Origin of the sequence: Mesorhizobium sp. M9A.F.Ca.ET.002.03.1.2 (assembly GCF_003952365.1) — a bacterium.
Taxonomy (GTDB): domain Bacteria; phylum Pseudomonadota; class Alphaproteobacteria; order Rhizobiales; family Rhizobiaceae; genus Mesorhizobium.
The window spans coordinates 2361798-2386066 of the sequence record NZ_CP034443.1 but is presented as its reverse complement, the minus strand read 5'-3'; the positions used below and the strand labels follow the sequence as shown (position 1 = coordinate 2386066).

Sequence of the window (24269 nt, the reverse complement as noted above, 5' to 3'; positions counted from 1 at the left end):
GGCATCCTCGCCGCCGTGCATGCGGGCTACCTGATCTTCGGCGTCACCAAGCGAGCCACGCTTGACGCCTCGAAGGCATATGCCCGCCAACTCACCCTCAGCTGCGAGACGCTGATGGTGCAGATGAAATCGGCCTGAGCTGCAACGTTCCCTGTGGCGCGCACGAGTGTCGCCAAGCTGTACAGGTTCAGGTTTTTGAGCCAAGCTGGTGCGGAAATTGAAAGCCTGCCCGTGACCGACCGCGAAATCCACCTTTACCTCGATGACAGCGGCAGCCGTGAGCCAGACCGAGAGCCCAGAGAGAAGCGCCGGGACGAAATGGATTATTTCGCCCTCGGCGGCATCCTCATCAACGAGGAAGACGTCGATGAGCTCTATGCCCGCCACAAGGCCTTCTGCCAGAAGCACGGCATCACCTACCCGCTCCACTCCTGGGCGATCCGGGGCGGCCGTGGCGACTTCGGCTGGCTGAAGAAGCCGGAGTCCGCTTTTGAATTCCTGGGAGACTTGCAGGGGATGCTGCTTGGGCTGCCCGTGATCGGCATCGCCGCGGTCATCGACCGACCGGGCTATGTTGCCCGCTACCGCGACCGGTACCGGGACCAGCTCTGGTTCATGTGCAAGACCGCCTACTGCATCCTGATCGAGCGCGCCGCCAAATATGCCCGCAGCCAGGACCGCAAGCTGCGCGTGTTCTTCGAGCGCGCCGGCAAAGCCGAGGACCGCGACCTGGTGGCCTACACGCGGATCCTGAAGACGCAGGGGATGCCGTTCGACGGCGCCAACTCCGCCAGCTACGGGTCGTTAACTGCCGAGGAGTTCAGGGACATCGTGCGCGGGGAGCCCCGCGGCAGAACCAAAGCCACGCCGATGTTGCAGATCGCCGATCTCTACCTCTATCCGATGGCCAAGGGCGGCTATGACCCGTCCTACCGGCCCTACAGGGCCCTGATGGACCACAAGCGTCTCATCGACGCGCACCTGCAGCCCGAGGACCTGGCATCCTGCGGCATCAAATACAGCTGCTTTGAACGGATAAAAAACAAAGACCCGGACTAGCCGGGCCTTCGTTTTGAAAAGTTCGGCTGGCGCCTGGCGCCAACCCCGGAGCGATGCTCACGCCCAAAGTATGGGTATTGACGCTCTCTTTGTCAACACCCCGGGTGAACCTCTGGTCGGGGGTCCCTATCTTATCACTTGCATATAGCACGGTTCGTCTGATCGGCACTTCATATTATCAAGTCCTCTTCTTTGGGTGCAGCGCGGTTCCCCGGCCCCTGAATCCAGGGACATAGGCCGGGCGAACCTTGAAACACCCTCCCCCTGAATGCAGAACCGTCCCCAATGCCCTTGCGTCATCACGGGAAACCACCATATCTAGGCGCAGTTCATCACAGGGAGCCTCAGATGGCCCAGCCAGAAACCGCCAAGGCAGACGTCGACAAGCTACGCACCAACGAGAAGAAGTGGACCAAGGCACTCATGGCCACGGGCTGGAGCGCTTTCCCCAACATCATCATCGAGAAGCAGCAGGCTCTCGGCCTCGATGCGCTCGACATGAACATCATCATCCACCTGGTCCAGTACTGGTGGCTGCCCGACAACCTTCCCCACCCCTCGGTCGAAACCATCGCCAAGGCGATCGGGGTGACGCCCCGCACCATTCAGAAACGCATTGCCGCCCTCGAGGCCCTTAAACTTCTTGGCCGGGAGGAACGGCGCAACACGCCCAATGGCAGCATGACGAACCGCTATCATTTCGATGGCCTGATCGAGGCCGCCAAGCCGTTTGCGCTGGAAAAGGCCGCCGAGATCAAGAAGGCGGCCGAGGAGAGATCGAACCGGTTGAAGCGTAAGAAGCCGCAGCTGGTCGTGGACAACGATGCATAGGCAGATCGTGGCGTAGCTCAGAGGATAGAGCGCCTCGCTTTCGACCTGGGTGGTGCGTGACACCGCTATCTAGGGGCGAGGAGGTCCCAGGTTCAAGTCCTGCCGTCACGTCCAAGGCCCACCGGGAGTCGTGCCATGCACGGAGAATCTCAATCGAACGGCGTCATATCGGTCGGGGGCACTTCGACTTGAGACTCCAGAACACCAAAATCAACTGGACTGCATGATCCCAGAATCGGAAGGCGCCACCCCGTTCGGTATTTTCCTGCTCGCCGACTCCTTTTTGCAGGCCGCGAAGGCCGTTGATGCCGGTCGCCGCGGTCTGACGTCGGGACCGACCAGGTTGCTTTGCTACCATGCGTGCGAACTCTTCCTGAAATGCTACCTCCGCAGCGCGGGCCGAGACATTGAGGCTTTGCGGGCCTTGGGGCACAATCTGCACGAGATGGCTGTGGCCGCTCAAGGTTCAGGCCTGGTCCTGCCTGCCAGAACTGTCAGCCAAGCCAAAACTCTGGCCGACAAGAACGATTATGTGCGTGTGCGCTATATGGTGGTTGAAAAGCCCGGAGACATCCGACCGGAAGTTCTGCTGGCGATGACTGAAAGCATCCGAGAGAGCGTCAGGCTGGCGCTCGGCATGGATCCGCTCGGCAACCCACACCCTTAAGCGCGCCGCCCCAGCGAACTATTCTTTTCGTCAGGCCCCGCTTTTTTCGGTGTCTCGCCCACGAAGACGCCCGGTCGGTCCATGCGAAGGAGTACGGCGCAAGGGAATACGCCGATTGGCGCCTCCGGACTGACGAATTCCAGGCCGACCTGCACCGCCGTGGCGTGCCGTCAGGCCGATCGCCTGGTAGCCCGGCGTTTGTCCGCTTCCGTAGGCAATCTCTGCTACAGTTCTCCCATGTCCCTGTTCTCCCATCTCGATCCGTATCTGCTCAACCCAGCCAACGATCCACTGGTGTTCGACGCCACGCTGGCAGGCCACGGGAGCTACACGACGGAACATTTCGTCTTGCGCCTCAGTCCCCGCGCCCATGAGCTTGTCGACGCGCTCACCCAGCGCGACACCGAGGGTCATGACGCAGCCGAACTGTACCAAGCCTACTCGACCTATCTGCACGAAACCGTGCATTGGTGGCAGCACATGGGGTCCACTGCGGGACTCATCCTCAGCCTGGCGTACCCGGCGCAAATCTATGGCAGCATGACGTCTCTTCAGACCTTTGCGCGGGGCGCCGGCGTCGCCAAACCTGTAAAGGCTTGGGCGCACAGGGCGATGCTCGACGGTCGGACGCACTCTGATCCGGTGCTCGCCGCCGCCAATATTGCCGTCAACAACGCGCTCGACATCAAGTTCTACAAGCAACTTGCCTGGTCGCCGAAGTCGATCCTCTCGCTGGAGCAAACGCCCTATTTTCAGAGCGTCGGGCACAGCTACCTCAAAACCTATGGTGAGATCGTCCACGCGATCAACGGGTCCTGTGACTTCGCGGAAGGGCAATTTCCCGACCCCGGTCGCTGGGATGCACAATTCCTCAAACTTCAACTCAGCCGGATTGAAGGCTTCCATCGCGGTGCGCGCCCACCTTACGCCGACATCGGCATCCAGCAGATATTCGAAGGCCAGGCCCGCTTTTGCCAAATTCAGTATTTGGCATCGTCAGGCGGTCCCGAGCTGCTTCAGACGTATCGCGAGCAAGGCTACTTTGCGCCCGTCTATGTCGACTCGTTTGAACTGTTCCTGGTGCTTACTGGGACAGAATGGCCCGAACGGTATGACAGCCCGATCGTCGGCCTGTTTCTGCTGATCTGCGATCTGGCAATCAACCCGACGAGGGGGTTTCCGCTCGACATCGAGTTCTTCGAGGACTTTATCCGCGACGTTGATCCTGGCGCGCGCTTCACAAGACTTTGCCTGGCCGCAGCCGAAACCCCCGAGCTCGCCCAGGCGGTGCAAAATTTCTCCGCTCAGGAGTATGAGCACGTCGCGGCGCGACTGAGCGAGCGATGCGGATACGATGATCCGCGGACGGGACTTGCTGCCGTGGTCGGGCTGCTCGGCGACAAGGGCCCTGTCGATGCCCTGATGGAGGAGCATCGTACGTTCAACTATGCCGGTGTGAACATGCCTGTCCGGGTCCTGGTCTCGCACTTCATCGCTTTTTGCCGAGACAAGCAGCGCAGTCCCGAATTTTTCTGTTGGCCGGGCATCTGGATGGCGGGAGACAACTTCAACCCTGAGGCCGGATCGCTGTTCGTCACCCATCTGTCCCTCTTCCAGGACAGAGGTGACACCGAGCAGATCTTTCCTCGCGCCGTGCGCGGCCGGAGCCCCGAAAACATCAAGAAACTGGTCAACACCTTCTTTGGCGGAATGCTCGTGTTCGATCTCGCCCTGCAATGGGTCCTCGAGCCGGGACCTTTCCGCTACGATTTCAAATGGCTTACCGGGAAATCCGAAAATGCTGCACTGATCGCCTTGGCGAGCGACAGTTCGCGCAGTACTACGGCCCGGATCCTGACACCTGCACTCTGATCGACTCGCCTGTTCCCTGAGGGTCCCGACGAGCGCCTAGCCACATGCCGGAGGTGCAGGCACCGGCCGGCATGCCAGCCGTGGGGGGTGTGACGCGCCCCCGTCCTGACCCAAGTAACGACATGCGAGATGGCGATGCTTGCCTTTCACCGTGTCTTACGTACAATGTCCGTACGATATGGATTCGGTACGGACTTGATTGGAGGTAGATATGGTGAAAACCGAGCGATTCGAGCTCAGGCTCGATGAAAGCACGATTGACCGGATCGATGCTTGGCGGGGAGAGCAGCGTGACCTCCCTTCGCGGGCAGAGGCCATCCGCACCTTGGTGTATACTGGGCTTGAGGCTGGTCGGCGCAAGGCCTTCCGGCCGACCAGCTCTGAAAAACTGATCATGTGGATGCTAGCCGAAGTCCTGCGCCAGCATAAAGGCTACGAGGACATGAAGTCAGTCGAGTTGATTCAGAGCGCCATCTACGGAGGCCATTTCTGGGGCCTGGAATGGGAAATGTCGGGCATCTTTCACGATGAGGTCGACGACCCCGAGGCGCTCGACTTCGTGGTCGACACGATGGCGATGTGGCGAGCCATTGAATGGGGATATGAGAAGCTCAGTCCCGAAGACAGGCAGCGCGTCGAGGACCAGGTGAAGTACTGGGGGAAAAACCCCAAGTTTGACGGCTTCGACGGGAACGAAGAGGGACGCTACATGTCGATGGCCAAATTCATGGTCGAAAAGCTCGGGCGCTTTGAGGAGTTCAGGGACAGATCCCTGAACGCTCACGCCAACACGGTGTCGACTTATCGCGAGATGCTGCAGAAATATGCCGAAATCGAGGCCCGCCGCGGTTCGCCGGCATACAGGCGTGCCGGCCAGTTGCTCAACGCCGACGAGCTCATCGAGCTCCTCAAGCTCCGGTAGCGAATGGTGCAGAGTCGCTGGCCACGATAAGCTCGGGTCGGCGTGGAATCGTCAGTTTGCGGACCGTTCCAAAACTGCCTTTAGATTATTCAAAATGGCGCGCCGCATCTCCTCGGCGCCCAGGCCCACAACGTCGCCAAGCATGCGAACGGCCTCGTCCACGCCGCCCGGCGTGACGGGGGAACCATCTACCTCCACGAAGGGACCATCCGTCTCCGTGAGCAGCCGGTCGAGCGGCAAGGTCCCGAGGAGAGCCACTGACCGCTCGGACCTGAACATGGCCTGGTTGACGGAAAAATAGCACCCGAGAGCCGCAGCCCGCCGCGCGTCTGCGACCGATCCGCTGAACCAGTGCAGCACCACCTTGCCACTGCCCTTGGGAAGCAGCTCCTCGATGTGGTCGAGAACCTTCGACGCCGTGCGGACGCTATGCACGGAGAGGATCTTGTCCCCCGCCCTCTGGCAGGAGGTTAGAATACGCCTGAAGACGTCGACTTGACGATCGATCGAGCGGTAGTGTGCGGGGCTCGCATCGAGACCGACTTCGCCGACATACCTCGTCTCGGGCAACAGCGCCTCGAACAGGGGCAGTTCGGTCCAGCGCTGCTCGGCAAGATGCGGGTGAATGCCGAGCCCAATGCGCACAAACTCGGCGCCCTTTGCAAGGTTCATGTTCTGCCTGAACGCCTTCGGCGTCGTCGTCACCGCGAGCGTCGCCACCTTAGCCTCTTCGCAGGCTCTTATAGCCGCGGCCGGATCTGGATACAGGTCCAGGTGACAGTGGAAATCGACGAGGCGTGGTGCAGACATGCTCAGCTAGGCTTCGCCCTGACGGGTTCGAGGAAATGGGCCACTTCCTGCATCCCTCGCACGAAGACGTCAACATAGTCGTCAATCTCGGACGGCTCGTCGGTCAGCGGACCGGGGATGCGCGCGAGGGCCTTTGCGGCCCGCGGATTCCGCCGTAACCGCTCCGCCATCAGCTGAAACGACCTCACATGTTCGCCCTCGGCCTCGAGCGTATCGAGACGACGCGCCGCCAAATCCTTCACCACATAGGGTGTCGTATCCGACTCGTTCGCGTCCAGGCCGGCTGCCAGGGATGCTCTGCGGATCAGACAGGGGACGCACGTTCCGCAGTGCTGCGGTGGCAGGCCTCTGTAGCGGGCTTTCGCCGGCGAGGAACACGACATCGACGAGGGAATGGCCCGTCGCAACAGCGCCGGATCCTCGCAATCCCTGACCATCTGACCCTTGGTCACGTGGCGATAGGGGTTTTCCAGACGCCGGGCGATGCCAAGCCCCCGCATCAACTCGTTGAAGCGCGCCATGTAGAATGGGTGAGTGGTGCGGGTGCTGAGCGAACCGAGGCGGAGCGGGTCGAGGGGTACGTTGAGGCCGATCAGGCCGTTCTCGGGCACGCGGACCGGGGCGTCAGACGTCAGCCCCGAAGCCGCCAAAATGGCCAACGCGAAAAACAGGAAGGATCTCCCCCTCTGGCTGTTTTCCACCTCGCCGGTGTCGACATGGTTGCGGTCGAAGCCGAGGCGCGCCCGCAGGGACAACGGCTCGTTTGTTTTGTAATTCTTGCGCAGCAAGTCCAGCAGCAACGTCTGCGCCTTGCTCGTCTCCGAATCCCAGTAATGGCTCACCAGAAGCGGCTTCCCGCCCCCGGCCAGGAAATCCAACGCCCCGACGAGACTGTCCAGACCGCCGGAGAACAGACACACTTCGTCCGGCTCGGCGAGGCCCAGCGACGGCCGCGCCGTTGCGATCGTCGCAAAGGGTGCGGGCCGTGCCCTGAACACGATACGCCAATGGTCGCCCGTCAAGAACCTGAGAGTGCGGGCGAGCAACGCTCCCTGCGCCGCCCACAAGTCAGGCTCACGCACCGGCACCACTAGGTCCAGCTCCCGGGTCCAGCCGTCCTGTGCATTCGCGGAGCGCGAGACGCGGGTGTCGGCCGCGTTGACCATGGCGGCGACGATGACGAGGTCGATCGCGGTTTCCGTCCGCCGGAGACCGAGGTCGGCCAACGTCTGCAGCGCGTTGCCGATGCCGTAATCGAGCCGCTTGTTCGCGGCCACGAACTGGACCGTCACCGGCGTCGCGTCCGGCTGGACGACCGGCACGGCCCCGTTATCCGCCGCACCCAGGCGGCCGACAAACACGAAACGTCTCATGCGCTATCCCCCAGGATGCGGATCAGTTCGAAGGACTGCTCGTAGATGGCCTGGACGAAGGCCTCGACGCCCGCGTAGGGAACTGACGCCAGCGTGCCGCCCGCAGCCGCGAAGCGATCGCGGACGGTGCCCTGGATGAAGTCGTGCAGCGTCCTCTGAATGATCTCGACCGCGGCAACGTCGGTCGGGAGCCGTATGGACCTGCCCCCGATCTCGTTGAACAGCTTGGTCTCGATCGAGCGTGCGAGCGCACCGGTGAACACGGCGTCCAGCACGTCGGGCGTGGCGCCATCGAAAGGCAGATCTCCCGCCGCGCCGAGCTCGCCCACGGTCTCGAGCATCGCGTTCCTCGCAATGGCCTCATCAATCGTCCCGCCGTCAGGGCACAGGAGGTCCGTGAGGGCGAGGAAGACGTCGGCTATCGGGGCGCCGACGAGGCTCTGCAGGTTGAAGAACCGCAGAGCCGCAGCCGGGCCGTTCTGCGCCACCTGACCCAACAGCTGTCCCAGGCCAGTCATCACCCTGCGGGACGGCGCCATGGCACGGGCAGCGTTGCGTGCACCGCCCATGGCTCTGACGTACTTGCCGGCGGCGCGCCTCAGGTCCCTGCCGCCACCCCCGCGCGAGCGGGCCGCACGGGAGAAATCCGAGCGAGCGGAGCCGAGTGGCTTGCCCGCCGCCGGTGACGCCAGCGGGGGCAGCGGCTGTGGCACGGGAACCGGGTTCGGCGGTGTGCCCGACGGGGCAGGAACCGGAGTTGCTCCGGGCTGCCCCGGCGGGGCGGGCACGGGAAGCGGTGTCGGAAGGGGCGGGGCCGACGGGGTCGACGCGGCGACGTCGTCCACCCAGGTTGGGAGCAGCGCCCGGGGGGAACTGGGCTTGGTGCCGGAGGTTCCCATGTTACTTTCTCTTCGACTTCGGGTTCAGCTGCAGCGACGCGACGACGCTCAGTGGCTTGTTCGAGGTCTGCGTTGCCCACTCTCCCACGAGCTCGGCGAACTCTTGCGCCTGCGGACCCTCAACCGCCACACCCCAGCCGCTAACCACCCACCCGCCGATCTTGCTCACCGGCAGTCGTCCGAGGAATGCAACCAGCGGTTCGCGCAGTTCCGGCCGGTCTCCGCAAAGGCGCGCCAGACCCTCGGCCGCCGGCGGCCGTTTGCCGAGATCTTCGGTCTGATCAATCTTCGTCACGAGGCCCTGGAACACCCGGTTGGCATCTTCGGGCGTGAGCGCAGCCACCTCGGCCTTCGTCACCTGCGTGACGCCGAGAGTCGACGTCGCCAGCCGCTCGATCATGGCTTCCACGGGGCCGCCGGCGACACCGATGCCGGCGGACGTCCTGCGGTCGCGGCTGACAAACACGTAGGGCCGCAGGTCGATGCCGTTCAGCGGCGGGGTGATCGCCGCCCAGCGCTTGACCCACTCGATGTTGGGCCAGTCGGCCATGGGATCATCATCGGCGTCCTTGCCACCCTTCGAGGTCACCTTCCGCTCGAGGATCGAGATGGTCTTGGAGCCGTCAGCGGACGCGTCGCGGGCGATCGCGTTGAACAGTTCCGGGGCGAATCGCTCCGCCAACATCAGCTTGGCCAAGACGGATTGCTTGATATCGTCCTGGAAGCCGCGCTCGCTGGCGATCTCGACGCGCAGGGCCATGGTGTTGACGAAGCGTTTGATCTGCCGGGGATTGCCGTGGGCGCCCTCGGTTAGGATCGGCGTAATCTCCGCCGCAAGCTGCAGGGCGGCATCCAGATCGGAGGGTATGGACCCCAGCCTCGCCTTGATTTTGTCTCGGTCGAAGCCGGTGCCCAGCCAGGGCCGCTGCAAGGCCTTGCGCGCCACCTCGAGCAGGCTCTTGAACTCCACCGAACTGTCGCTGACGCCGGAGGCCAGATAGAGCAGCAAGGTGAGATAGACCAAGGTCTCCGACGCGCCAAGTGCCGGCATGCGGAACGGAACCTGGATCAGTTTTTCCAAGTAGTTGCGCGCGTAGCTTGTAGGCCCCGCCGCCGCCGGGAGATCGGGAAAGTGGTTGCGCACGGCATATTCAATCATGCCCTCGTCAGCGGCGATGACGAACGCCGCGTTCGGCACGAACAAGAACAGGCGGATAGCCTCCAGCGTGGCGATCGCCGTCTGCGGGAGGCATCGATCGAGGTCGTCGATCAAGACGATCAGCCGGTCGACCTTGGCGCGCTCCAGCAGCTCCTCGAAGTCTTCGCGAAAGGCGTGCATCCGTTGCGGCGTCGTCTCGGAAGGTGCGGCCTCCTTAAAATGCTCCGCCGCACCGTCCATGACCTTGTTGAACACGTCGCCGGTCAGGTAGGCCTTGGGATCGCTAATCACCTTGCCCGCGATCGAACCAATCCCCTGGATCAGGTCCGGACCGGGGATCCCGGTCGCCATGGTGAACGCCAGGCTGCCTGCGGTGCGGGCGGCCTTCATCCAGTTGACGGCCTTCAGGACGTCCCAGGCCTTGTCCGCCACCTTGGCGATCCCGGACCTCTCCTTGAGGAGGGCTGCGACGATCGTCTCGATCAGCACCGCCTTCGCGTCGTCGTATCCCTCAAACAGCCAGCCGTTGAACCGGACACACAGGGTGTCTGTCTGTCCCTTGAATGCCGACTCAATCATCAGCAGCGTGCTGGATTTGCCCGCTCCCCAGTCGCCGTGCAACCCGATCGTCAACGGTTCCTTCGACTTCTGCCTGATCAGCTTGACGACCGTTTTAGCGACCGTCTCGTAATACAGGTAGTCGATGGCGGTTTCATTATCCGCGATAATCACGAAATCCCCTCCCCCAAACCCTGGGTATCCTTGCCGTTATAACAGAGTTCAGAATTGCAATCTGTCTCTCGCAATAACCCCCAAAGCACTGAGAGACATGCGCAACCCGCTATTTCGGTCGGCTCAGCAATTAGAAGCGCCGTCTCATGATTTGTCTAGGATTTTTCTTGGGATGATTTGCTTATCCAGGGTCCGTCCGGCGGCTTAAATAGCACTCTCGATGGATACAACTTCACACCAGGCAGCGCGCCTGCGAGTGACCCATCATTCACCGCCACCGGCGTTTTTGGCTCTCCAGAACGGCTCGCGCCGATCAGCGGAGCAAAACCCCATCGATGTGGATGTTCCGTACAATCTTGACCCAGCCGGGGTTCATGCGAACACCGCTGCCGAGATGCGAACGTAGGAAATCCGCCACCTCATCCAAACTGGAGAGGTGGGCTGGATGCACGTTAGATCCAAAGTGATGGCAGGCAAAGTAGCCATCAGAACCGGGCTCGGCCCACGCGGTTACCAAACCGCCAATGACACGTTCAATACGAGCTACAGGCATATTTCCCCCCACCATTTTCTAGGCAACGCCCCACGCCCGACAGCGTCTCCTCACGTCATCTCGCGAACCCCGGTCGTAGATCCTGTTGAGGACGCCGCGAACTGCGGCCACCGGCCAGGCAGCGTATTATTCATCAGTGCCGACGCTAAGCATGCTCTTCCTCGTCGTTGTATAATCCTGGCATGATATCACCTGCGAGTAGCTTCTCCTTCGAGAGCAGTCCAGCGTCCTCGAGGGCTTCGAAATCCGGCAGGTCGCGCAGCGTGTCGAGCCCGAACTCCAGCAGGAATTCTTTTGTCGTCACATAGGTGTAGGGCGCGCCCGGCGTTGGGCTGCGCGGACCGGAAGCGATCAGGCCGGCACCGCGCAGATGACCAATAAAATCGCGACTGATCTCGTTGCCGAAGAAAGACGACAGTTCGGCGCGGGTGATCGGCTGGAAGTAGCCGATGCACATCAGCACCAAAACCTCCGACTGCGTAAGGTCGGCCGTCTTCCCACTTCCACCTACAGCAGCACGGATGGCGTCTGCATAGGCAGGCCGGGTCAAATGTTTCCAGCCGCCGGCGACCGAAACCAGATCGTAAGGGCGGCCGCGCAGCTCCTCGCGGATGTCGTCGATGAGAAGATCAATGCTGCAGCTTTTCCCGACGATGCGGGCGAGCATTTCGCGGTCGACCGGCTCGCTAGCGGCGAAGATCGTTGCTTCGACCCGGTGCATCCATTCACGCCAACGCGCTTCCGGCGGCAGATGATCCAGTTCCCGGTCAAACAGCTGGTCAGCTGATCGACGGTCATCTGGCCGGCTCCCTCCTCGCCTACGTGCACTCTCCGCCATTGTCTTCACAGCCCGTAGATGCGGAAGGTAGCGCGGCCGGACAATTCACGCACGGCACCGAGCTCGACCAGCCGGTCGAACAGGCGGCGCAGGCCGCGATCGCTCATGCCGGCGATTTGTTCTGAGGCGACGATCGCGTCGTCAGAGAGCAGCTTTTTCCACGACGACGTCCGCCGCCTTGGCCCTGAGTTTCGGCGCAACCGCAAGCAGCCGGTCCGCCCGGCGCTCAAGTTCGGCGAAAAGATCAATGGCGCGCAGCGCAGCGCGCGCCTGCGCGGCCAGCAGGCTTTTGGCCCAATCGGCTTCCGTTTCGGCGCCGGCAGCCAGAGCGGCAGTCACTGGTCGACGCGCCCGGCACGTACCCACAACTAAGGTCGCTTTGGCGCCCAACAAAGGGATTGCATGTGTCCAGCCTAGCCGCTGCGCGAGCAAGACATCGGCAAGCCAGGCTCCGAGAACGCGCCGGAGGCCGTAACGCTCCGCGGCCGCGAAGGCCCCGACCAGCGTTTCGACCGTGCCGGTGTTGGCGGCAAGCTGTCGCAGATCGTCCGTCAGATCGCTGACCGCCTCATCGTTGAGCGTGAGACCTAGATCTTCCAGCACCGCCGCGACATTTTTCTCCGTTAGCAGATCGTCCGCTGGCCGAGATGCCAGCCGCCGCCAAGCAAGAAAGAAAAGGCCGGCGGGACCGACATTGCCGCCCGGTCTTGTGAGCAATACGGCATCGCGCAAGGCCGCTTCGTCCTCGACGCGCCCTGCCTGCCGTGCCGTGACCGCAGCCGCCGAAAGCGCCAGGCGCTGCCGCCAGGCGCCGGCCCACCGCTCCTGCCGGCGGACCACCGCATCGAGCGCGCCGATGGCGGCGCCGGCCGTGACTGCAATGTCCTCGATGCCTTGTCCCGCAACCGTTTGGGTGTCGAGGGCGGCCCCGCGCAACCCAGGTCGGCACCGTTGCCATCGGTGCGATCGAAGAGGCGCCGCCAAGCACGCCACGGCGAGACAGAGAGGGGTTGGGTCGCAGAATCATCGCAAGCACGATGAGTCATGACGGCGCTTTTAGCAATCTATTTGCGCAGAAAGCGCTGTGCTTGTCGGCATCATAAAACGAATGATAATGTTGCCTTATCAGTCGTTTAACTCTTCACGAGTTCGTCCCTGCTAACAAGTAAGTCTCGACAGGGCACCTTTTTGCGCAGCCGGACGAAATTCCGTTCGGTCATGTCACGAAACGCTCGGCCCGCTCCTCTGCCGGCCGATGGTCAACGAAATCCCCTCCCCTAGCTGCGGTTGATCTCGGGGTCGTAGAAGCTGGCGCTGCTGACGCCCGACTTCAGATTGTCGGGAACGATCAGCCGGGGAACGCCTCCGAAGAAACGAAACATCCGGACATGCGAGCCGATCCAGTCCGGGAGCGTTTGCGTCCAAGTTGCCTCCGCAAAGGTGAAGCTGGATGCGCCGAGCACTGCCACGAAGATCTCTGCCTCGCGGATCTCACCGGTCTTGCGATCAACAATCGGGATCTTCTTGCCGGAATAGTCGACGAAGACCTTGTCGCCGGCCGCATGCTCCTGGCGCATCATCGGCGAAAGCCGCTGCTCGAAACTGCGAAAGAGTTCGCAGAAGCGGCTAATATGTTCGGCATAACACTTCACCTGTTATGTTGCGGCCAAATTTATGTTGCGTCTCCGGGGGATGAGCCAAGGATGTCAGTGATTTCCTTGGCCCAAGCCGCCACATAAGAAGAACGGCGATGGTAGTTCGCTACAGGGCTTTCAGGAATGCCATTAATGACGGCAGAGATCGCTGCCGTGGGGGCTCTTTCAAGCCGCTGACTTCAACCTTGGCCAACGCCTTTGCCTTCATTTCCAGATCAACCTCGGCGTAGATGTGCGTGGTGTCCAACGACACATGGCCGAGCCAGGCGCGGATCGTGTCGATATCGACGCCGGCACGCAGGAGGTGGACGGCTGTCGTGTGACGAATCGTATGGGGCTGACGCGCTTCGTGGCCACGGCCTGACGCGCTTCGTGGCCACGGTCGGCACGGTTTTTCTCGCCATGGCGGCATATTGCGTCACGACGCGGTGTATTCCGAACCGTGTCAAAGGTTCCTTCATCCGCCCCAGAAAGACTGCATCGCTCCTATCCCGATCGGTCACGAGGCGAGCCAGCGATATCGCACGACGACGCGACACTTGAGCGGCTGCTGTTTGGCCGTGCCGGTCGTCCGCCGCAAGACCTAAGCGAACCGAACTTTGCGCTGATCGCCAGGGAGTTGAAGCGCAAGGGGGTGACGCTGACGCTGTTGTGGCAGGAGTATCGCGCCGCCAACCCCGACGGCTACGGCTACACCTGGTTCTGCGAGCACTTCGCCGCTTTCGAGCGCCGGACGAGCGCGACATTCCGCAACCGGCATGCGGCGGGCGCGGTGATGCAGACGGACTATGCCGGGCAGACGGTGCCGGTGATCGATCCGGCGACCGGCATCATTTACCCGGCGCACATTTTTGTCGCGGTGCTGGGCGCCTCCAATCTGACCTTCGCCTTTGCCAGCTCCAGCCAGAAGCTGCCGGACTGGATCGAGGGCCAGGTGCGAGCGCTCGCCTTCTTCGGCGGCGTCACCAGAGCGATCGTGTGCGACAACCTGAAGGCCGGTGTCGTCAAGACGCTGTGGTTCGAGCCGACGCTGAACGCGACCTTTGCCGCGATGGCCGAGCATTACGACACCACCATCCTGCCGACCCGCAGCCGCAAGCCGCGCGACAAGGGCAAGGTCGAAGGCGCGGTGCTGATTGTCGAGCGCTGGATTCTGGCGCGGCTGAGGAACCGATCCTTCTTCTCGATCGCCGAGCTCAACGCGGCGATCGCCGAACTGCTCGAGGAGCTGAACAACCGGCCGATGCGCCATGTCGGCCAAAGCCGCCGCGAACTGTTCGGGGAGATCGAGCGGCTGCCTTGAAGCCGCTGCCGGCGGCACCGTTCGAATACGCCGAGTGGAAGTCGGCGAAGGTCCATCCTGACTACCATGTCGAGGTCGACAAGACCTTTTACTCGGTGCCGCACCGGCTGATCGGGCGCACCGTCGAGGTGCGGCTCACGCATCGAGTGGTCGAGATCTTCCACGATCACCAGCGTGTCGCCAGCCATGTCCGTCGCTCACAGCGTTCCGGCCATGTCACCGTCAACGAACACATGCCCAAGGCGCACCAGCGCTACGCCAACACCACGCCGGCCAGCCTGATCAGCAGGGCGGCCAGGATCGGCCCCAACGCCGCCATCCTGGTCGAGCGCATGATGCGCGACCGGCCGCATCCGGAACAGGGATATCGCTCGGCCATGGGCATCCTGTCGCTGGCGCCGCGCTATGGGCCGGAGCGTCTCGATGCCGCCTGCGAGCGGGCGCTGCTGATCAACGCGATCGCCTACTCCTCCGTCACCGCCATCCTCAAAGCCGGCCTCGACCGGGCCAGCTCCGCAGAACCGGCAAAGCCGACACCCCAGACGCCAACATCCGCGGCTCCACCTATTACCGTGAAGGAAAAAGAAAGAATGCTGACGAACCCTACCCTCGACCAGATGCAGGCCCTCGGTCTGGCCGGCATGGCTGCCGCCTGGCGCGAACTGGCCGAACGCAACAACGCCAACGAACTCAGCCGTGACGAGTGGCTCGGCCTGATGCTCGACCGCGAGGTCGCCATGCGGGCCGACAAGCGCGTCCGGAACCGGCTCGCCTCAGCCAGGCTGCGCTTTCCCGAAGCCTGCATCGAGGACATCGACTTTGCCGCGCCGCGCGGACTCGACCGGCGCAGCACCATGGCGCTCGCCCAGGGCAAATGGCTGAAAACTCATGAGAACCTGATCGTCACCGGCCAGACCGGAACCGGCAAGTCGTGGCTGGCCTGCGCCTTCGGACGGCAAGCGGCACGGCTCGATCATTCCGTGCTCTATGTGCGCGTGCCGCGCCTGTTCGAGGATTTGGCGCTCGCTCGTCTCGATGGCCGCTTCCCACGCCTCATCGACAAACTCACCCGCGCGCAACTGCTCATCCTCGATGACTTCGGAACTCACAGCCTCACCGACCAACAGCGCTTCCATCTGTTCGAAATCGTCGAGGAACGCTATCGCCGCAAATCCACCCTGATCACCGCCCAGCTCCAGGGCGACGCGGGCCTTCCGTAACGAGACGAGCAGCCGCTCCAGTAGGACTTCATCCAATTCGGATGCTAGGCCCGAAACGCCGGTCGTGCTCAACGATCCGGTCCTGTATCGACACTACGGTTTCATAACGAGCTACAAGGCTCGTGAGGACTTCCTGATGATCGGAGGTCATACGCTGCCCGTTCTGGGCAAGGAGCGGGCATCAAGCTTAAGGCGTTCATAAAGAACGGCCTCATCGAACTCGCCGTCCGAGAACAGTGCCATTACGCTCACGCTCAGGCGCTCCGCCTGCATGCTACTAACGGAGATACCTGCCTCGGCGCAGACACGATCAAAGACCTGCTTCAACAAAGCCAGGTCGCTGGGATAGGCAATGCCACTCATTGAGCTGGTGTTACTGACCATAGCTGTTCCTCCCATTAGGGCGGAAGGGTGGCCGTCGCTCAACGGCGATGCCACATGTAAATCGCCGATGGAAGCAGGCTACTCCGATTCATGCGGAGAGTCTGGGAAAGGGCTGCTAGAGTTCTGCTCACCGAAGTCGCGCCTCCCGAGACAGAACCCAAGCAGCGATCCTTGGTCAATTCCAAGATATCAAGAGTTGGAAACGTACCAAACAGAGGATGGGGATGTTTGGTATTCAGTGAGGCGCTTTCTATGGACACGCTCAAGTGGCTTCTCAGCTGCTGAACTGCGGCATGCACTAAATCGCCACCTGTGTTCCGATCTCGACGACGCGTCCGGTCGGGATCTGGAAATATTCCGTTGCGTCGGCCGCCGTGCGCGCCAGCCCGATGAACAGCTTGTCCTGCCAGACCGGCATGCCGGAATTGGGCGAGGCCTTGAGCGAGCGCCGCGACAGGAAGAAAGAGGTCGTCATGATGTCGAACTTCCAGCCCTGCTTGCGGCAGATCGCCAGCGCGCGCGGGATATTGGGCTGCTCCATATAGCCGAAGGTCAGCGTCACCCGCATGAACAGCTCGTTGATCGTTTCCATCTTGACCCGGTCACTGTCGGGCACGACGGGTTGTTGCGCCGTCACCACCGAGAGGATGACATTCTGTTCGTGCAGCACCTTGTAGTGCTTCAGGCTGTGCATCAACGCGGTCGGCGCGCTGGCGGGATCGCTGGTCAGGAACACGGCCGTACCGGACATCAGCTGCGGTTTCCTCTTCAACAGATTGCCTGCAAGGGAATCGAGCGGAATCTCGTTCCTGCGCGTCTTGTCGAATAGATACCTGGTGCCTCTTATCCAAGTCCACATGGTCATCACGATCACTGCGGCAATGGCAAGCGAGGCCCAGCCGCCTTCGAATACCTTGACGATGTTGGCTGCAAAGAAGCCGGTATCGATGAAGACGAACACCGCCATTAAGGCTATCGCGACGCCGAGCGGCCATTTCCAGATGCGCGTCATGACGACATAAAGCAGTATGTTCGTCACCAGCATGTTGCCTGTCACCGAAATGCCGTAGGCCGAGGCAAGCTTGCTAGATTCGCCAAAGCCGACCACCAGCAGCATCACCACGAGCGCCAGTAGCATGTTGACGCGCGGCATATAGATCTGGCCGGATTGTCTTTCCGACGTATGCAGGATTTCCAGGCGCGGCAGCATGTTGAGCTGCACTGCTTGCCTGGTCAGCGAGAAAGCGCCGGAGATCACCGCCTGGCTGGCGATCACGGTCGCCGCCGTCGCCAGCACCACCATCGGGATAAGCATCCGGCCTTCGTTCATCTCGAAGAAGGGATGACCGACGACACCGCCATTCGCCAGCACGAAGGCGCCTTGCCCGACATAGTTGAGCAACAGGCAAGGAAACACGATGGCCAGCCAGGCAAGCACGATCGGCTTGCGCCCGAAATGGCCGAGGTCGGCATAGAGCGCCTCAGCGCCGGTGACGGCGAGAAAAACCGCACCAACCGTGACGAAGGCGACTTCGGGCGAGTTGATCAGGAATGACACGATATAATGCGGGCTGATTGCCAGCAGGATTTCCGGGTCGTCCATGATGTGGTTGAGGCCGGAAAGGCCGATGGCCAGGAACCACAGCGCGGTAACGGGCCCGAACACCAATCCTACGCCGCCGGTGCCAAACCGCTGTACCGCAAACACGACCGCCAGAATGGCCAGTGTCAGCGGCACCACATAGGGCTGGAAGGTCGGCGTGACGACATTCATACCTTCGACCGCCGACAGCACCGAGATCGCCGGCGTAATGACTGCGTCGCCGAAAAAAAGCGCCGCGCCGACAATGCCGATGCCGAGGATCACCGCCGAGCGCGTCGGGAAACTGTTGCGCGCCAGCGCCATCAGCGACAGCACCCCGCCCTCGCCGCGATTGTCGGCACGGAGCACGAACATGATGTATTTGATGGTGACGGTGATCGTCAGCGACCAGATGATCAGCGAGAGTACGCCGAGGATGTCGCCACGGTTGGCGACGTTGCCACCGGCCGATGCGTGCAACGCCTCTCGGAATGCATAGATCGGGCTGGTGCCGATATCGCCGTAAACCACGCCCAACGCGCCCAGCATCAGCACCTTGGTGCTGTGCTGCTCGACCTCAGAATGGCTCGATTGTTCGACAGGTTCTGCCTCGTTACCAGCATTGGTAAGGGCCATGGACGACACTCCCATAAGCGGGCGGTGCTCTACGCTTGCTGCACTGCAATATCAAGTGCCGTCACGTAATGTCTGCGTCTCGGTATTGCCTATCGCTCGTCGGCTTCGCAGACTCGTCAGCCCCGAAGCGGCTTGGGAATTTTTGCGAGACTACGCTGAAGCTCCGGGAGCAACGATGCCCCGAGCCAGTATCGGATTAGGTCGATGCTCGGGCGCGCGAGCTCAGATGCCGAGAGCTTAAATTAACGCTGTAGCCGTGTAACAGACTGTGTAACAAATGCCGCGAAAAGTTCAATATTTTCAAGGACGTAAGCGTCAAGTCGAAAGACGCTCTCGCCGCCATCTTCAAGTGGTAAGGGCGATCAGATCTCGGGGAAATTGGAGGCAGCAGCGGACCTGCGACTTGCTCAACGCTCCGCTTCTGAGATAAGGTTGGGATGCGATGGCATTGAGCGAATAGAGCGATTTCCGGGAACCGAACCAATCCACAGAAATATTTTGTTGGTATTTTTGTTGGCTATCCCTGCTCTTGTGTGGGCGTCAACTATTTGGAAACAAAGCCAGATTTCCTTCGCTTCGAATCCGCCTCTGGGCACCATATTTCTTCCAGCAAATTCAAAGCCCCTGTGAACTCGATCGGCGTTGACTGGCGCCCCTGCCGCCGACGCGGATCTCGACCGTGTTCTGTACCCGGCTTCCCTCTGACGCGGAACTAGGATTAGCTTCGACGATGACAGCAGCATTGCCGTTACCGCGAACCCCGATGATAGGCCGTTATGTCATCAACGAAATGTTGGACCCGAGGAAGCACGGCCCGCAGCTTTGGGAGGCGTTAGGCGGTACGGAATTGAATGACTATGTGGGATTCATGAACTGGCCGATCATCTCGTCGGAGAGCCAGTTCGTCGGGCACTTGAACCAGATGACGAAACCCGGCGCAAAACGGTCTCTGATCGACAGATTGCTCTCCCGCCCGGCCACATCGGATATCTATGCGATCGTTAGGGATGGCAGGGCGCTTGGCATCCGCGCTTACCGCTCGATCGATCTGAACCACCGAACGGTAGAATCCGGCCGCGTCGTCAAGTCTCGATCGCTTGCCGGGACACTTGCTTCGCTGGAGTCAACCTACCTCGCCATGGTCCGCGCGTTCGATGAATGCGGCTTCCGCCGCTGGGAATCTGAAACGTCCGCGGAAAACATCGCCGCGAGGCGGGCGATGGAAAAATCCGGGCTCACTCTGGAGGGCATCGCCAGGAGCGCGAGACAGGTCCACGGAAGAGACTGCGACCTCGCACGCTATGCGATCACGGCCGACGACTGGCCAAAGGCGAAAGCCGCCATGGAGCGCAAACTCTACCCGGGGCCAGCGATGGACAGTACCGCCATTGGCTGAACACTGAATGAAACCACCGTGGTGCACCGCGTTGGGAAAGCGCGAACAGTCTTACGTGATCACACCACTGTCATCCTTTGTCGTGCATGTTATGTTTTCTTGCGGCGGACCTGATTTCCGCTAGGCCGGCGCCGATCAGGCAACCTACCCCAACGCCCCCCCAAAAGTGGCGCCGGCCACCTTCTCCCCTGCGCGCGCATGGCATCGAGCGCGGTGCCGATCAAAGCGTTGCCGTCGGTCATGTAGAGAACCGGCCAGCCGGCCCGCGGCGCTGACTTTGCCGGCACGTGCAGAAATATCCGATAGGGAGCGCCGTCATGCGCGGGACAAGATCGTGGACCGTGGTGTCGGCGATCAGAGCGGGCGTCGAAATCAATTCGGACATGAGCATCTCTTGCACTGGAATGAGGGCGTCAGCGGCGGCGCAGCAACCACATCAGCACGGGTCCGCCGATCAGCGTGGCGACGAGCCCAGCCGGAATCTGAAGCGGGAAGATGGCGGTGCGGCCGATCCAGTCGGCGGCGACCATGATCATCGCCCCGGCCAGTACCGCGCCGGCGGCGTGCGGCAGCGCGCGGGCCAGCCCAAGGCGGCGAGCGAGATGCGGCGCCATCAAGCCGATGAAGGTCAGCGGCCCGACGATCAGCGTCGACGCGGCCGTGAGCGCAGCGACCATCAGCAGCACGAGAAGCCGGGTTTTGGGCACATCGATGCCAAGGGCCTGAACGGCGGAGGAGCCGAGCGGCAACATCTCCAGCCAGCGCATGAAAAGCGAGGCGAGAAGCAACAGGACAATTGCGATGGCGCCGGTCAGAAGCGCGGCACCGGCATCGACGCCATAGGTCGAGCCGGTCAGCCAGTTGAGGAGCTTCACGGCGCGCGGGTCGCCGCTGGCGGTCAGCACCAGAATCAGCGCGTCGAACAGCGCCGTCAAAGCCACGCCGGCCAGCAGCAGGCGCTCCGGCGCATAGGCGGCGCGCCGCCCGATGGCCAGCGTCACCAGCAGAGCGGCGAAGGCGCCGACGGTCGCCGCCGCGGTCTGGGCCGGGCGGCCCGCATCGGAGAGCGCGAACAGCGCCACCATCATGCCGAGCGCCGCACCGGCGCTGATGCCGAGCACCTCGGGGCTCGCCATCGGATTGCCGGTCAGCCGCTGCATCATCAGCCCGGCAAGCGCCAGCATCGCGCCGGCGGCAAACGCGGCGAACACGCGGGGCCACCGCCATGCCAGCAAGGGCTGCAGCTCATCACCGAAGGCGATTGTCCAGCCATGCGGCCCCGGCCCATAGAGCAAGGCCAGCCCGAGCAGCAGAAGCAGGGACAGGCCGATTGCCGCCAGCACAAGGCCGGGCCGGCCTATTCTGGGCAGGCGCTCCGCGGTGAGCGCCGGGACCTCCAGGCCAAGGGCAAGGCGGGGCAGCAGCCACAGCAGCAATGGCGCGCCAAGAAGGGCGGTGATCGCACCGGTCGGCAGCAGGTCGCCCTGCGGCCCGGTCGCCAATTGCACCGCCTGGTCGGCGGCCCACAGAAGTGATGCACCGATGAGCGGCGCCATGACCAGCCGCTGGCTCAGCCGGCGCGCACCGCCGATGCGGGCAAGGGAGGCGGCCGCCAAGCCGACGAAGCCTATCACGCCGACGGCGGCGACGACGAAGGCGGTGAGCGCGACGGAAGCAGCCAGCCCGGCGAAGCGATAAACGCCAAGCGGAACGCCGAGGCTGCGCGCGCCTTCATCGTCGAGGCCAAGCAGGGTCAGCGGCCGCACCATCAAGCCGATCGCGACCGCCGCGGCGCCGATGCGCGGCAACAGCCAAAGCGTCGTTGTCCAGTCCTGCTGGCCGAGCGAACCGGCGCCCCAGATGAACAGGCTGGCCAGCCATTCGTGCCGCAGCACGATGAGGGCCGCCCCGATCGCGCCGGCATAGAGGCTGACGACCAGCCCCGCGAGCACCACGGAAAGCGGCGACAGGCCCTTGTGCCAGGACAGGGCGAAGACGGCTGATATGGCGACGAAGGCACCGGCCAGCGCCACCCATTCGCGGCCGAAGGCGAGCAGGGAGGGTGCCAGGAGCGTCGCCAAGGCCAGCGCCAGATGGGCGCCTGCCGAGACGCCGACGGTTTCCGGCGACGCCAACGGGTTGCGCAGAACCTGCTGCAGGACGGTTCCGGCAAGCCCAAGCGCGGCACCACACAAAAGGCTGACCGCAAGCCTGGGCAGGAAGGCATAGTGGATGAGAACCTGCCGCATGTCCTCGATGTCGGGGGCGGTGAGCGATTGCAGCCAAAGTGCCGACGGCAGCTGAACAGTGAGATTAGAGACGGTTGCCGCCGCCGCTGCCGCCGATAGCATCGCACAGAGCAGGATCGCGCCCACCGGCTGATTGCCGAACGTGCCGCGCGGCCATGTCCGGCCGGCGAGCTTACCGTCTCTCGCCAGGGCTGCACCGTCCTCAGCCACGGGCAGCTTCCCCGGTCATCGCCTTGGCCAGGACGCGGGCGAAACGGGTGGCGGATGGAAGCGCGCCGAACATCAGGACGGCGGGAAGACGCATGATCGAGCGGTTGCGCACGAAGGGCATGGCATTCCAGACCGGGCTTTCGGTCAGCGTGCCCCCCGCGCCCTCGGGCAAGGGTTCGAGATAGGCAAGGCGCGCGTCGCTCGATGTGGCCAGGCCGTCGATGCCGATGGTCGAAAACCCCCAATAGTTGGTCTCGCCTGTCCAGGCGTTGCGCAGCCCGACGCGATCGAACACCTCCTGAAACAGGCTTTTTTTGCCATAGACGCGCACATTGCGCGGATCCATGAAGCTGACGACATAGATCGGCCGGGCCGAAAGTGGCGCCAGCTCCTGGCGAACCTCTGAAAAATACGCATCCGTCGCCGCGATCAGCGCCTCGCCTTCCCTTTCCTTGCCGACAAGCCCGGCCAGCTGGCGGGTTGCCTCGACGGCGCGCTGATAGGGCTGTCCCGCTTCGGTATAGAGCCCGATCGTCGTCACCGGCGCGACGCGTTCGAGCAGCGGCTTGATGCCGTCGAGATACGGCATGGCCAGGATGACGTCCGGGGCAAGCTGCTGCAGCAGTTCGAGATTGGGTTCCAGCAAGGTGCCGACATCGGCGATCTCCGGCGGCAGCGGCGGTTCGACCACCCATTTCTCCCAGACGTCGCGACCGGCAACGGCCACTGGATTGACGCCGAGCATCAGCAAGGTCTCGGCCAGCCCGTCATCCAGGCAGACGATGCGCAGCGGTTTCGCCTCGACCGTCGAGGACGCAATAGCGGTCAAGGGCAGCGCGAAAAGTCCGAGCGCCTCGCGCCGGGTCATTCGGATGGCCGCCTGGATGTGAGTCTTGGTCACGGTCCTAGATTTCTCTCCAGCTCGTTGCGCCCGCGTTTCCAGAATCTGGTTATCGCCGCCGATGCCCGGTTGACTATTAAACATGACTTTAATAGTCAACATTGAAGTTGACTATTAGACTCAACATTTTGCGCCGACTGGAACGGCGCTGTGCGCATCGCAGGCATTGAGGGGTATCGAGATGAGGTTGAGTGCATATCGTGCGGCGCGAAACGGGCCATGGGCCAAGGCACACTGGTCGCTGCGACATGCCTCTCGACCCTGCTCTGCAGCCACTCGACGTGCTATGAGAGCGGCAGCAATGACGACCTCAGCTGCATCTATGGCGAAGGCCGCGTCATCAAGGGCAACCTCAGCATGAAGTTCTAGAGCCGGTCGAGCCAGAGCGGCGGACCAGTCGAACCGTGCCGCCGGTCCGACGCTCTGGCATCATTTTTCCTTCACGAACGCATTGCATGCTGAACGGCTCGTCCGGCGATTCCAGTCGGACAGATCGCCTGGAGCGACAGGATAATCCGGCATAAATCCAAAAAACCGGTGGCAAGCCGTCGCCGGAAAGTGTTGAAGACCGTGCCGATCGCCTTGAACCCGGCGCGATCCAGTTGCGCTCGGCAAGGCTTGGTGATTTGTTGCCGCTTCAAGGAGAATGAAAGATGCGTGAGCCTGTCGGTCAAGACGAATATGGGTCGGCCAACCCCTTCGACCCTGACGATCTGTCGACGTTGAACCAGATGGGTCCGGCAGTGGGCAGCAACGATTTCGAGAAATACGCGGTCGCCGTGATCATCGTGTTCGGCGCCCTCGTCATTGGCGGCCTGATGGCCGCATCCCTGGCCTTTGGGCATCGTAACGGCTTCCTCTACGCGCTTGGCGGCGCCACCGCGGCGTGGATATCGGGAAATGCGCTCTTGCTCGACCGGCCGCGTATCTATGCCCTGTTCGTCGGCATCGCGGCCGTGATGCTGATCGCGTCCACCGTCACGCTGGTCCTCTGACGGGTCTGCCGATATTCAGGTGA

The 24269-nt window shown here is 62.4% G+C and carries 21 protein-coding genes, 1 tRNA gene and 4 pseudogenes; 12 read left to right on the top strand and 14 right to left on the bottom strand.

Translation table 11 applies throughout. The features are described 5' to 3' along the window. Positions 1-15: 15 nt before the first annotated feature. From EJ066_RS32370 to EJ066_RS11670, 7 genes are all read left to right on the top strand, one after another. Positions 16-138 (top strand): hypothetical protein, encoded by a 123-nt coding sequence (locus EJ066_RS32370; RefSeq protein WP_268931439.1) that lies wholly within the window; start codon positions 16-18, stop codon positions 136-138. A gap of 93 nt (positions 139-231) precedes the next feature. Beyond that, positions 232-1059, top strand: coding sequence for a DUF3800 domain-containing protein (locus EJ066_RS11695; RefSeq protein WP_091600501.1), 828 nt, complete (start codon positions 232-234; stop codon positions 1057-1059). Positions 1060-1407: 348 nt separating this feature from the next. Next, positions 1408-1890, top strand: coding sequence for a helix-turn-helix domain-containing protein (locus tag EJ066_RS11690; protein ID WP_126037961.1), 483 nt, complete (start codon positions 1408-1410; stop codon positions 1888-1890). 6 nt (positions 1891-1896) lie between these two features. Further along, positions 1897-2004: transfer RNA gene (locus EJ066_RS11685), tRNA-OTHER, on the top strand. A gap of 109 nt (positions 2005-2113) precedes the next feature. After that, on the top strand, positions 2114-2557 hold the full coding sequence (locus EJ066_RS11680; protein ID WP_091600259.1) for a hypothetical protein: 444 nt from the start codon (positions 2114-2116) through the stop codon (positions 2555-2557). 237 nt (positions 2558-2794) lie between these two features. Further along, a complete protein-coding gene (locus EJ066_RS11675; protein WP_091600258.1) occupies positions 2795-4429 on the top strand; it encodes a hypothetical protein in 1635 nt (544 codons plus the stop codon). A gap of 211 nt (positions 4430-4640) precedes the next feature. After that, a complete protein-coding gene (locus EJ066_RS11670; RefSeq protein ID WP_091600257.1) occupies positions 4641-5351 on the top strand; it encodes a YfbU family protein in 711 nt (236 codons plus the stop codon). Positions 5352-5402: 51 nt separating this feature from the next. Here the strand turns inward: EJ066_RS11670 and qatD are convergent, their stop codons facing one another. The 9 genes and pseudogenes from qatD to EJ066_RS11630 all read right to left on the bottom strand — a co-directional run bounded on the left by qatD (position 5403) and on the right by EJ066_RS11630 (position 13782). Further along, on the bottom strand, positions 5403-6161 hold the full coding sequence (gene qatD, locus EJ066_RS11665) for a Qat anti-phage system TatD family nuclease QatD (RefSeq protein WP_091600256.1): 759 nt from the start codon (positions 6159-6161) through the stop codon (positions 5403-5405). Between the two features lie 2 nt (positions 6162-6163). After that, complete coding sequence (gene qatC, locus EJ066_RS11660; RefSeq protein ID WP_091600255.1) at positions 6164-7534, bottom strand: Qat anti-phage system QueC-like protein QatC; 1371 nt, start codon at positions 7532-7534, stop codon at positions 6164-6166. Beyond that, on the bottom strand, positions 7531-8103 hold the full coding sequence (gene qatB, locus EJ066_RS11655) for a Qat anti-phage system associated protein QatB (RefSeq protein ID WP_126089958.1): 573 nt from the start codon (positions 8101-8103) through the stop codon (positions 7531-7533). The genes qatC and qatB overlap by 4 nt, the downstream gene beginning before the upstream one ends. Positions 8104-8434: 331 nt before the next feature. After that, on the bottom strand, positions 8435-10324 hold the full coding sequence (qatA, locus tag EJ066_RS11650) for a Qat anti-phage system ATPase QatA (protein WP_091600253.1): 1890 nt from the start codon (positions 10322-10324) through the stop codon (positions 8435-8437). Positions 10325-11022: 698 nt separating this feature from the next. Next, the gene (locus EJ066_RS11645) at positions 11023-11715 is read right to left on the bottom strand and encodes an SMC-Scp complex subunit ScpB (RefSeq protein ID WP_091600266.1); all 693 of its coding nucleotides are present in this window, start codon (positions 11713-11715) and stop codon (positions 11023-11025) included. 5 nt (positions 11716-11720) lie between these two features. Continuing rightward, positions 11721-11822, bottom strand: coding sequence for a DUF1403 family protein (locus tag EJ066_RS32540; RefSeq protein ID WP_329608780.1), 102 nt, complete (start codon positions 11820-11822; stop codon positions 11721-11723). A gap of 34 nt (positions 11823-11856) precedes the next feature. Further along, the gene (locus EJ066_RS11640; RefSeq protein ID WP_329608779.1) at positions 11857-12651 is read right to left on the bottom strand and encodes a DUF1403 family protein; all 795 of its coding nucleotides are present in this window, start codon (positions 12649-12651) and stop codon (positions 11857-11859) included. Between the two features lie 344 nt (positions 12652-12995). After that, a pseudogene (locus EJ066_RS11635) lies at positions 12996-13343 on the bottom strand (IS21 family transposase); the annotation flags it as partial. Between the two features lie 133 nt (positions 13344-13476). Next, on the bottom strand, positions 13477-13782 hold the full coding sequence (locus EJ066_RS11630; RefSeq protein WP_206516950.1) for a tyrosine-type recombinase/integrase: 306 nt from the start codon (positions 13780-13782) through the stop codon (positions 13477-13479). Between the two features lie 63 nt (positions 13783-13845). Between EJ066_RS11630 and istA the strand changes: the two are divergent. Continuing rightward, positions 13846-15247, top strand: a pseudogene (gene istA, locus EJ066_RS11625) (IS21 family transposase); the annotation flags it as partial. Positions 15248-15263: 16 nt separating this feature from the next. Beyond that, a pseudogene (locus EJ066_RS11620) lies at positions 15264-15866 on the top strand (ATP-binding protein); the annotation flags it as partial. Positions 15867-16040: 174 nt separating this feature from the next. Here EJ066_RS11620 and EJ066_RS11615 read toward each other — a convergent pair. Both EJ066_RS11615 and EJ066_RS11610 read right to left on the bottom strand, forming a co-directional pair. After that, a complete protein-coding gene (locus EJ066_RS11615) occupies positions 16041-16277 on the bottom strand; it encodes a hypothetical protein (protein ID WP_091600251.1) in 237 nt (78 codons plus the stop codon). Between the two features lie 298 nt (positions 16278-16575). After that, positions 16576-18495, bottom strand: coding sequence for a potassium transporter Kup (locus EJ066_RS11610; RefSeq protein ID WP_091600265.1), 1920 nt, complete (start codon positions 18493-18495; stop codon positions 16576-16578). A gap of 679 nt (positions 18496-19174) precedes the next feature. Between EJ066_RS11610 and EJ066_RS11605 the strand changes: the two genes are divergently transcribed. After that, positions 19175-19891 (top strand): GNAT family protein, encoded by a 717-nt coding sequence (locus EJ066_RS11605; RefSeq protein WP_189644479.1) that lies wholly within the window; start codon positions 19175-19177, stop codon positions 19889-19891. Positions 19892-20079: 188 nt separating this feature from the next. Here EJ066_RS11605 and EJ066_RS31810 read toward each other — a convergent pair. From EJ066_RS31810 to EJ066_RS11590, 3 genes and pseudogenes are all read right to left on the bottom strand, one after another. Next, positions 20080-20276 (bottom strand): annotated as a pseudogene (locus EJ066_RS31810) (alpha/beta hydrolase); the annotation flags it as partial. A gap of 28 nt (positions 20277-20304) precedes the next feature. Then, positions 20305-22350 (bottom strand): Fe(3+)-hydroxamate ABC transporter permease FhuB, encoded by a 2046-nt coding sequence (fhuB, locus tag EJ066_RS11595; protein WP_126037950.1) that lies wholly within the window; start codon positions 22348-22350, stop codon positions 20305-20307. After that, a complete protein-coding gene (locus tag EJ066_RS11590) occupies positions 22343-23218 on the bottom strand; it encodes an ABC transporter substrate-binding protein (protein ID WP_126043829.1) in 876 nt (291 codons plus the stop codon). The genes fhuB and EJ066_RS11590 overlap by 8 nt, the downstream gene beginning before the upstream one ends. Positions 23219-23470: 252 nt before the next feature. Here EJ066_RS11590 and EJ066_RS31290 point away from each other — a divergent pair, with 252 nt between their 5' ends. Both EJ066_RS31290 and EJ066_RS11585 read left to right on the top strand, forming a co-directional pair. Continuing rightward, positions 23471-23620 (top strand): hypothetical protein, encoded by a 150-nt coding sequence (locus tag EJ066_RS31290; RefSeq protein WP_189644478.1) that lies wholly within the window; start codon positions 23471-23473, stop codon positions 23618-23620. A 284-nt stretch (positions 23621-23904) separates the two neighbouring features. Beyond that, positions 23905-24246, top strand: coding sequence for a hypothetical protein (locus EJ066_RS11585; RefSeq protein ID WP_126037947.1), 342 nt, complete (start codon positions 23905-23907; stop codon positions 24244-24246). Positions 24247-24269: the final 23 nt, after the last annotated feature.

Excerpts from the sequence above, each read along its gene's own strand:
- EJ066_RS11690 (WP_126037961.1), top strand. The coding sequence starts at position 1,408 with ATGGCCCAGCCAGAAACCGCCAAGGCAGACGTCGACAAGCTACGCACC.
- EJ066_RS11680 (WP_091600259.1), top strand. The coding sequence starts at position 2,114 with ATGATCCCAGAATCGGAAGGCGCCACCCCGTTCGGTATTTTCCTGCTC.
- EJ066_RS11675 (WP_091600258.1), top strand. The coding sequence starts at position 2,795 with ATGTCCCTGTTCTCCCATCTCGATCCGTATCTGCTCAACCCAGCCAAC.
- EJ066_RS11670 (WP_091600257.1), top strand. The coding sequence starts at position 4,641 with ATGGTGAAAACCGAGCGATTCGAGCTCAGGCTCGATGAAAGCACGATT.
- qatD (WP_091600256.1), bottom strand. The coding sequence starts at position 6,161 with ATGTCTGCACCACGCCTCGTCGATTTCCACTGTCACCTGGACCTGTAT.
- qatC (WP_091600255.1), bottom strand. The coding sequence starts at position 7,534 with ATGAGACGTTTCGTGTTTGTCGGCCGCCTGGGTGCGGCGGATAACGGG.
- qatB (WP_126089958.1), bottom strand. The coding sequence starts at position 8,103 with ATGGGCGGTGCACGCAACGCTGCCCGTGCCATGGCGCCGTCCCGCAGG.
- EJ066_RS11645 (WP_091600266.1), bottom strand. The coding sequence starts at position 11,715 with ATGGCGGAGAGTGCACGTAGGCGAGGAGGGAGCCGGCCAGATGACCGT.
- EJ066_RS32540 (WP_329608780.1), bottom strand. The coding sequence starts at position 11,822 with ATGAGCGATCGCGGCCTGCGCCGCCTGTTCGACCGGCTGGTCGAGCTC.
- EJ066_RS11630 (WP_206516950.1), bottom strand. The coding sequence starts at position 13,782 with ATGCCGCCATGGCGAGAAAAACCGTGCCGACCGTGGCCACGAAGCGCG.
- EJ066_RS11615 (WP_091600251.1), bottom strand. The coding sequence starts at position 16,277 with ATGGTCAGTAACACCAGCTCAATGAGTGGCATTGCCTATCCCAGCGAC.
- EJ066_RS11610 (WP_091600265.1), bottom strand. The coding sequence starts at position 18,495 with ATGGCCCTTACCAATGCTGGTAACGAGGCAGAACCTGTCGAACAATCG.
- EJ066_RS11590 (WP_126043829.1), bottom strand. The coding sequence starts at position 23,218 with ATGACCCGGCGCGAGGCGCTCGGACTTTTCGCGCTGCCCTTGACCGCT.
- EJ066_RS31290 (WP_189644478.1), top strand. The coding sequence starts at position 23,471 with ATGGGCCAAGGCACACTGGTCGCTGCGACATGCCTCTCGACCCTGCTC.
- EJ066_RS11585 (WP_126037947.1), top strand. The coding sequence starts at position 23,905 with ATGCGTGAGCCTGTCGGTCAAGACGAATATGGGTCGGCCAACCCCTTC.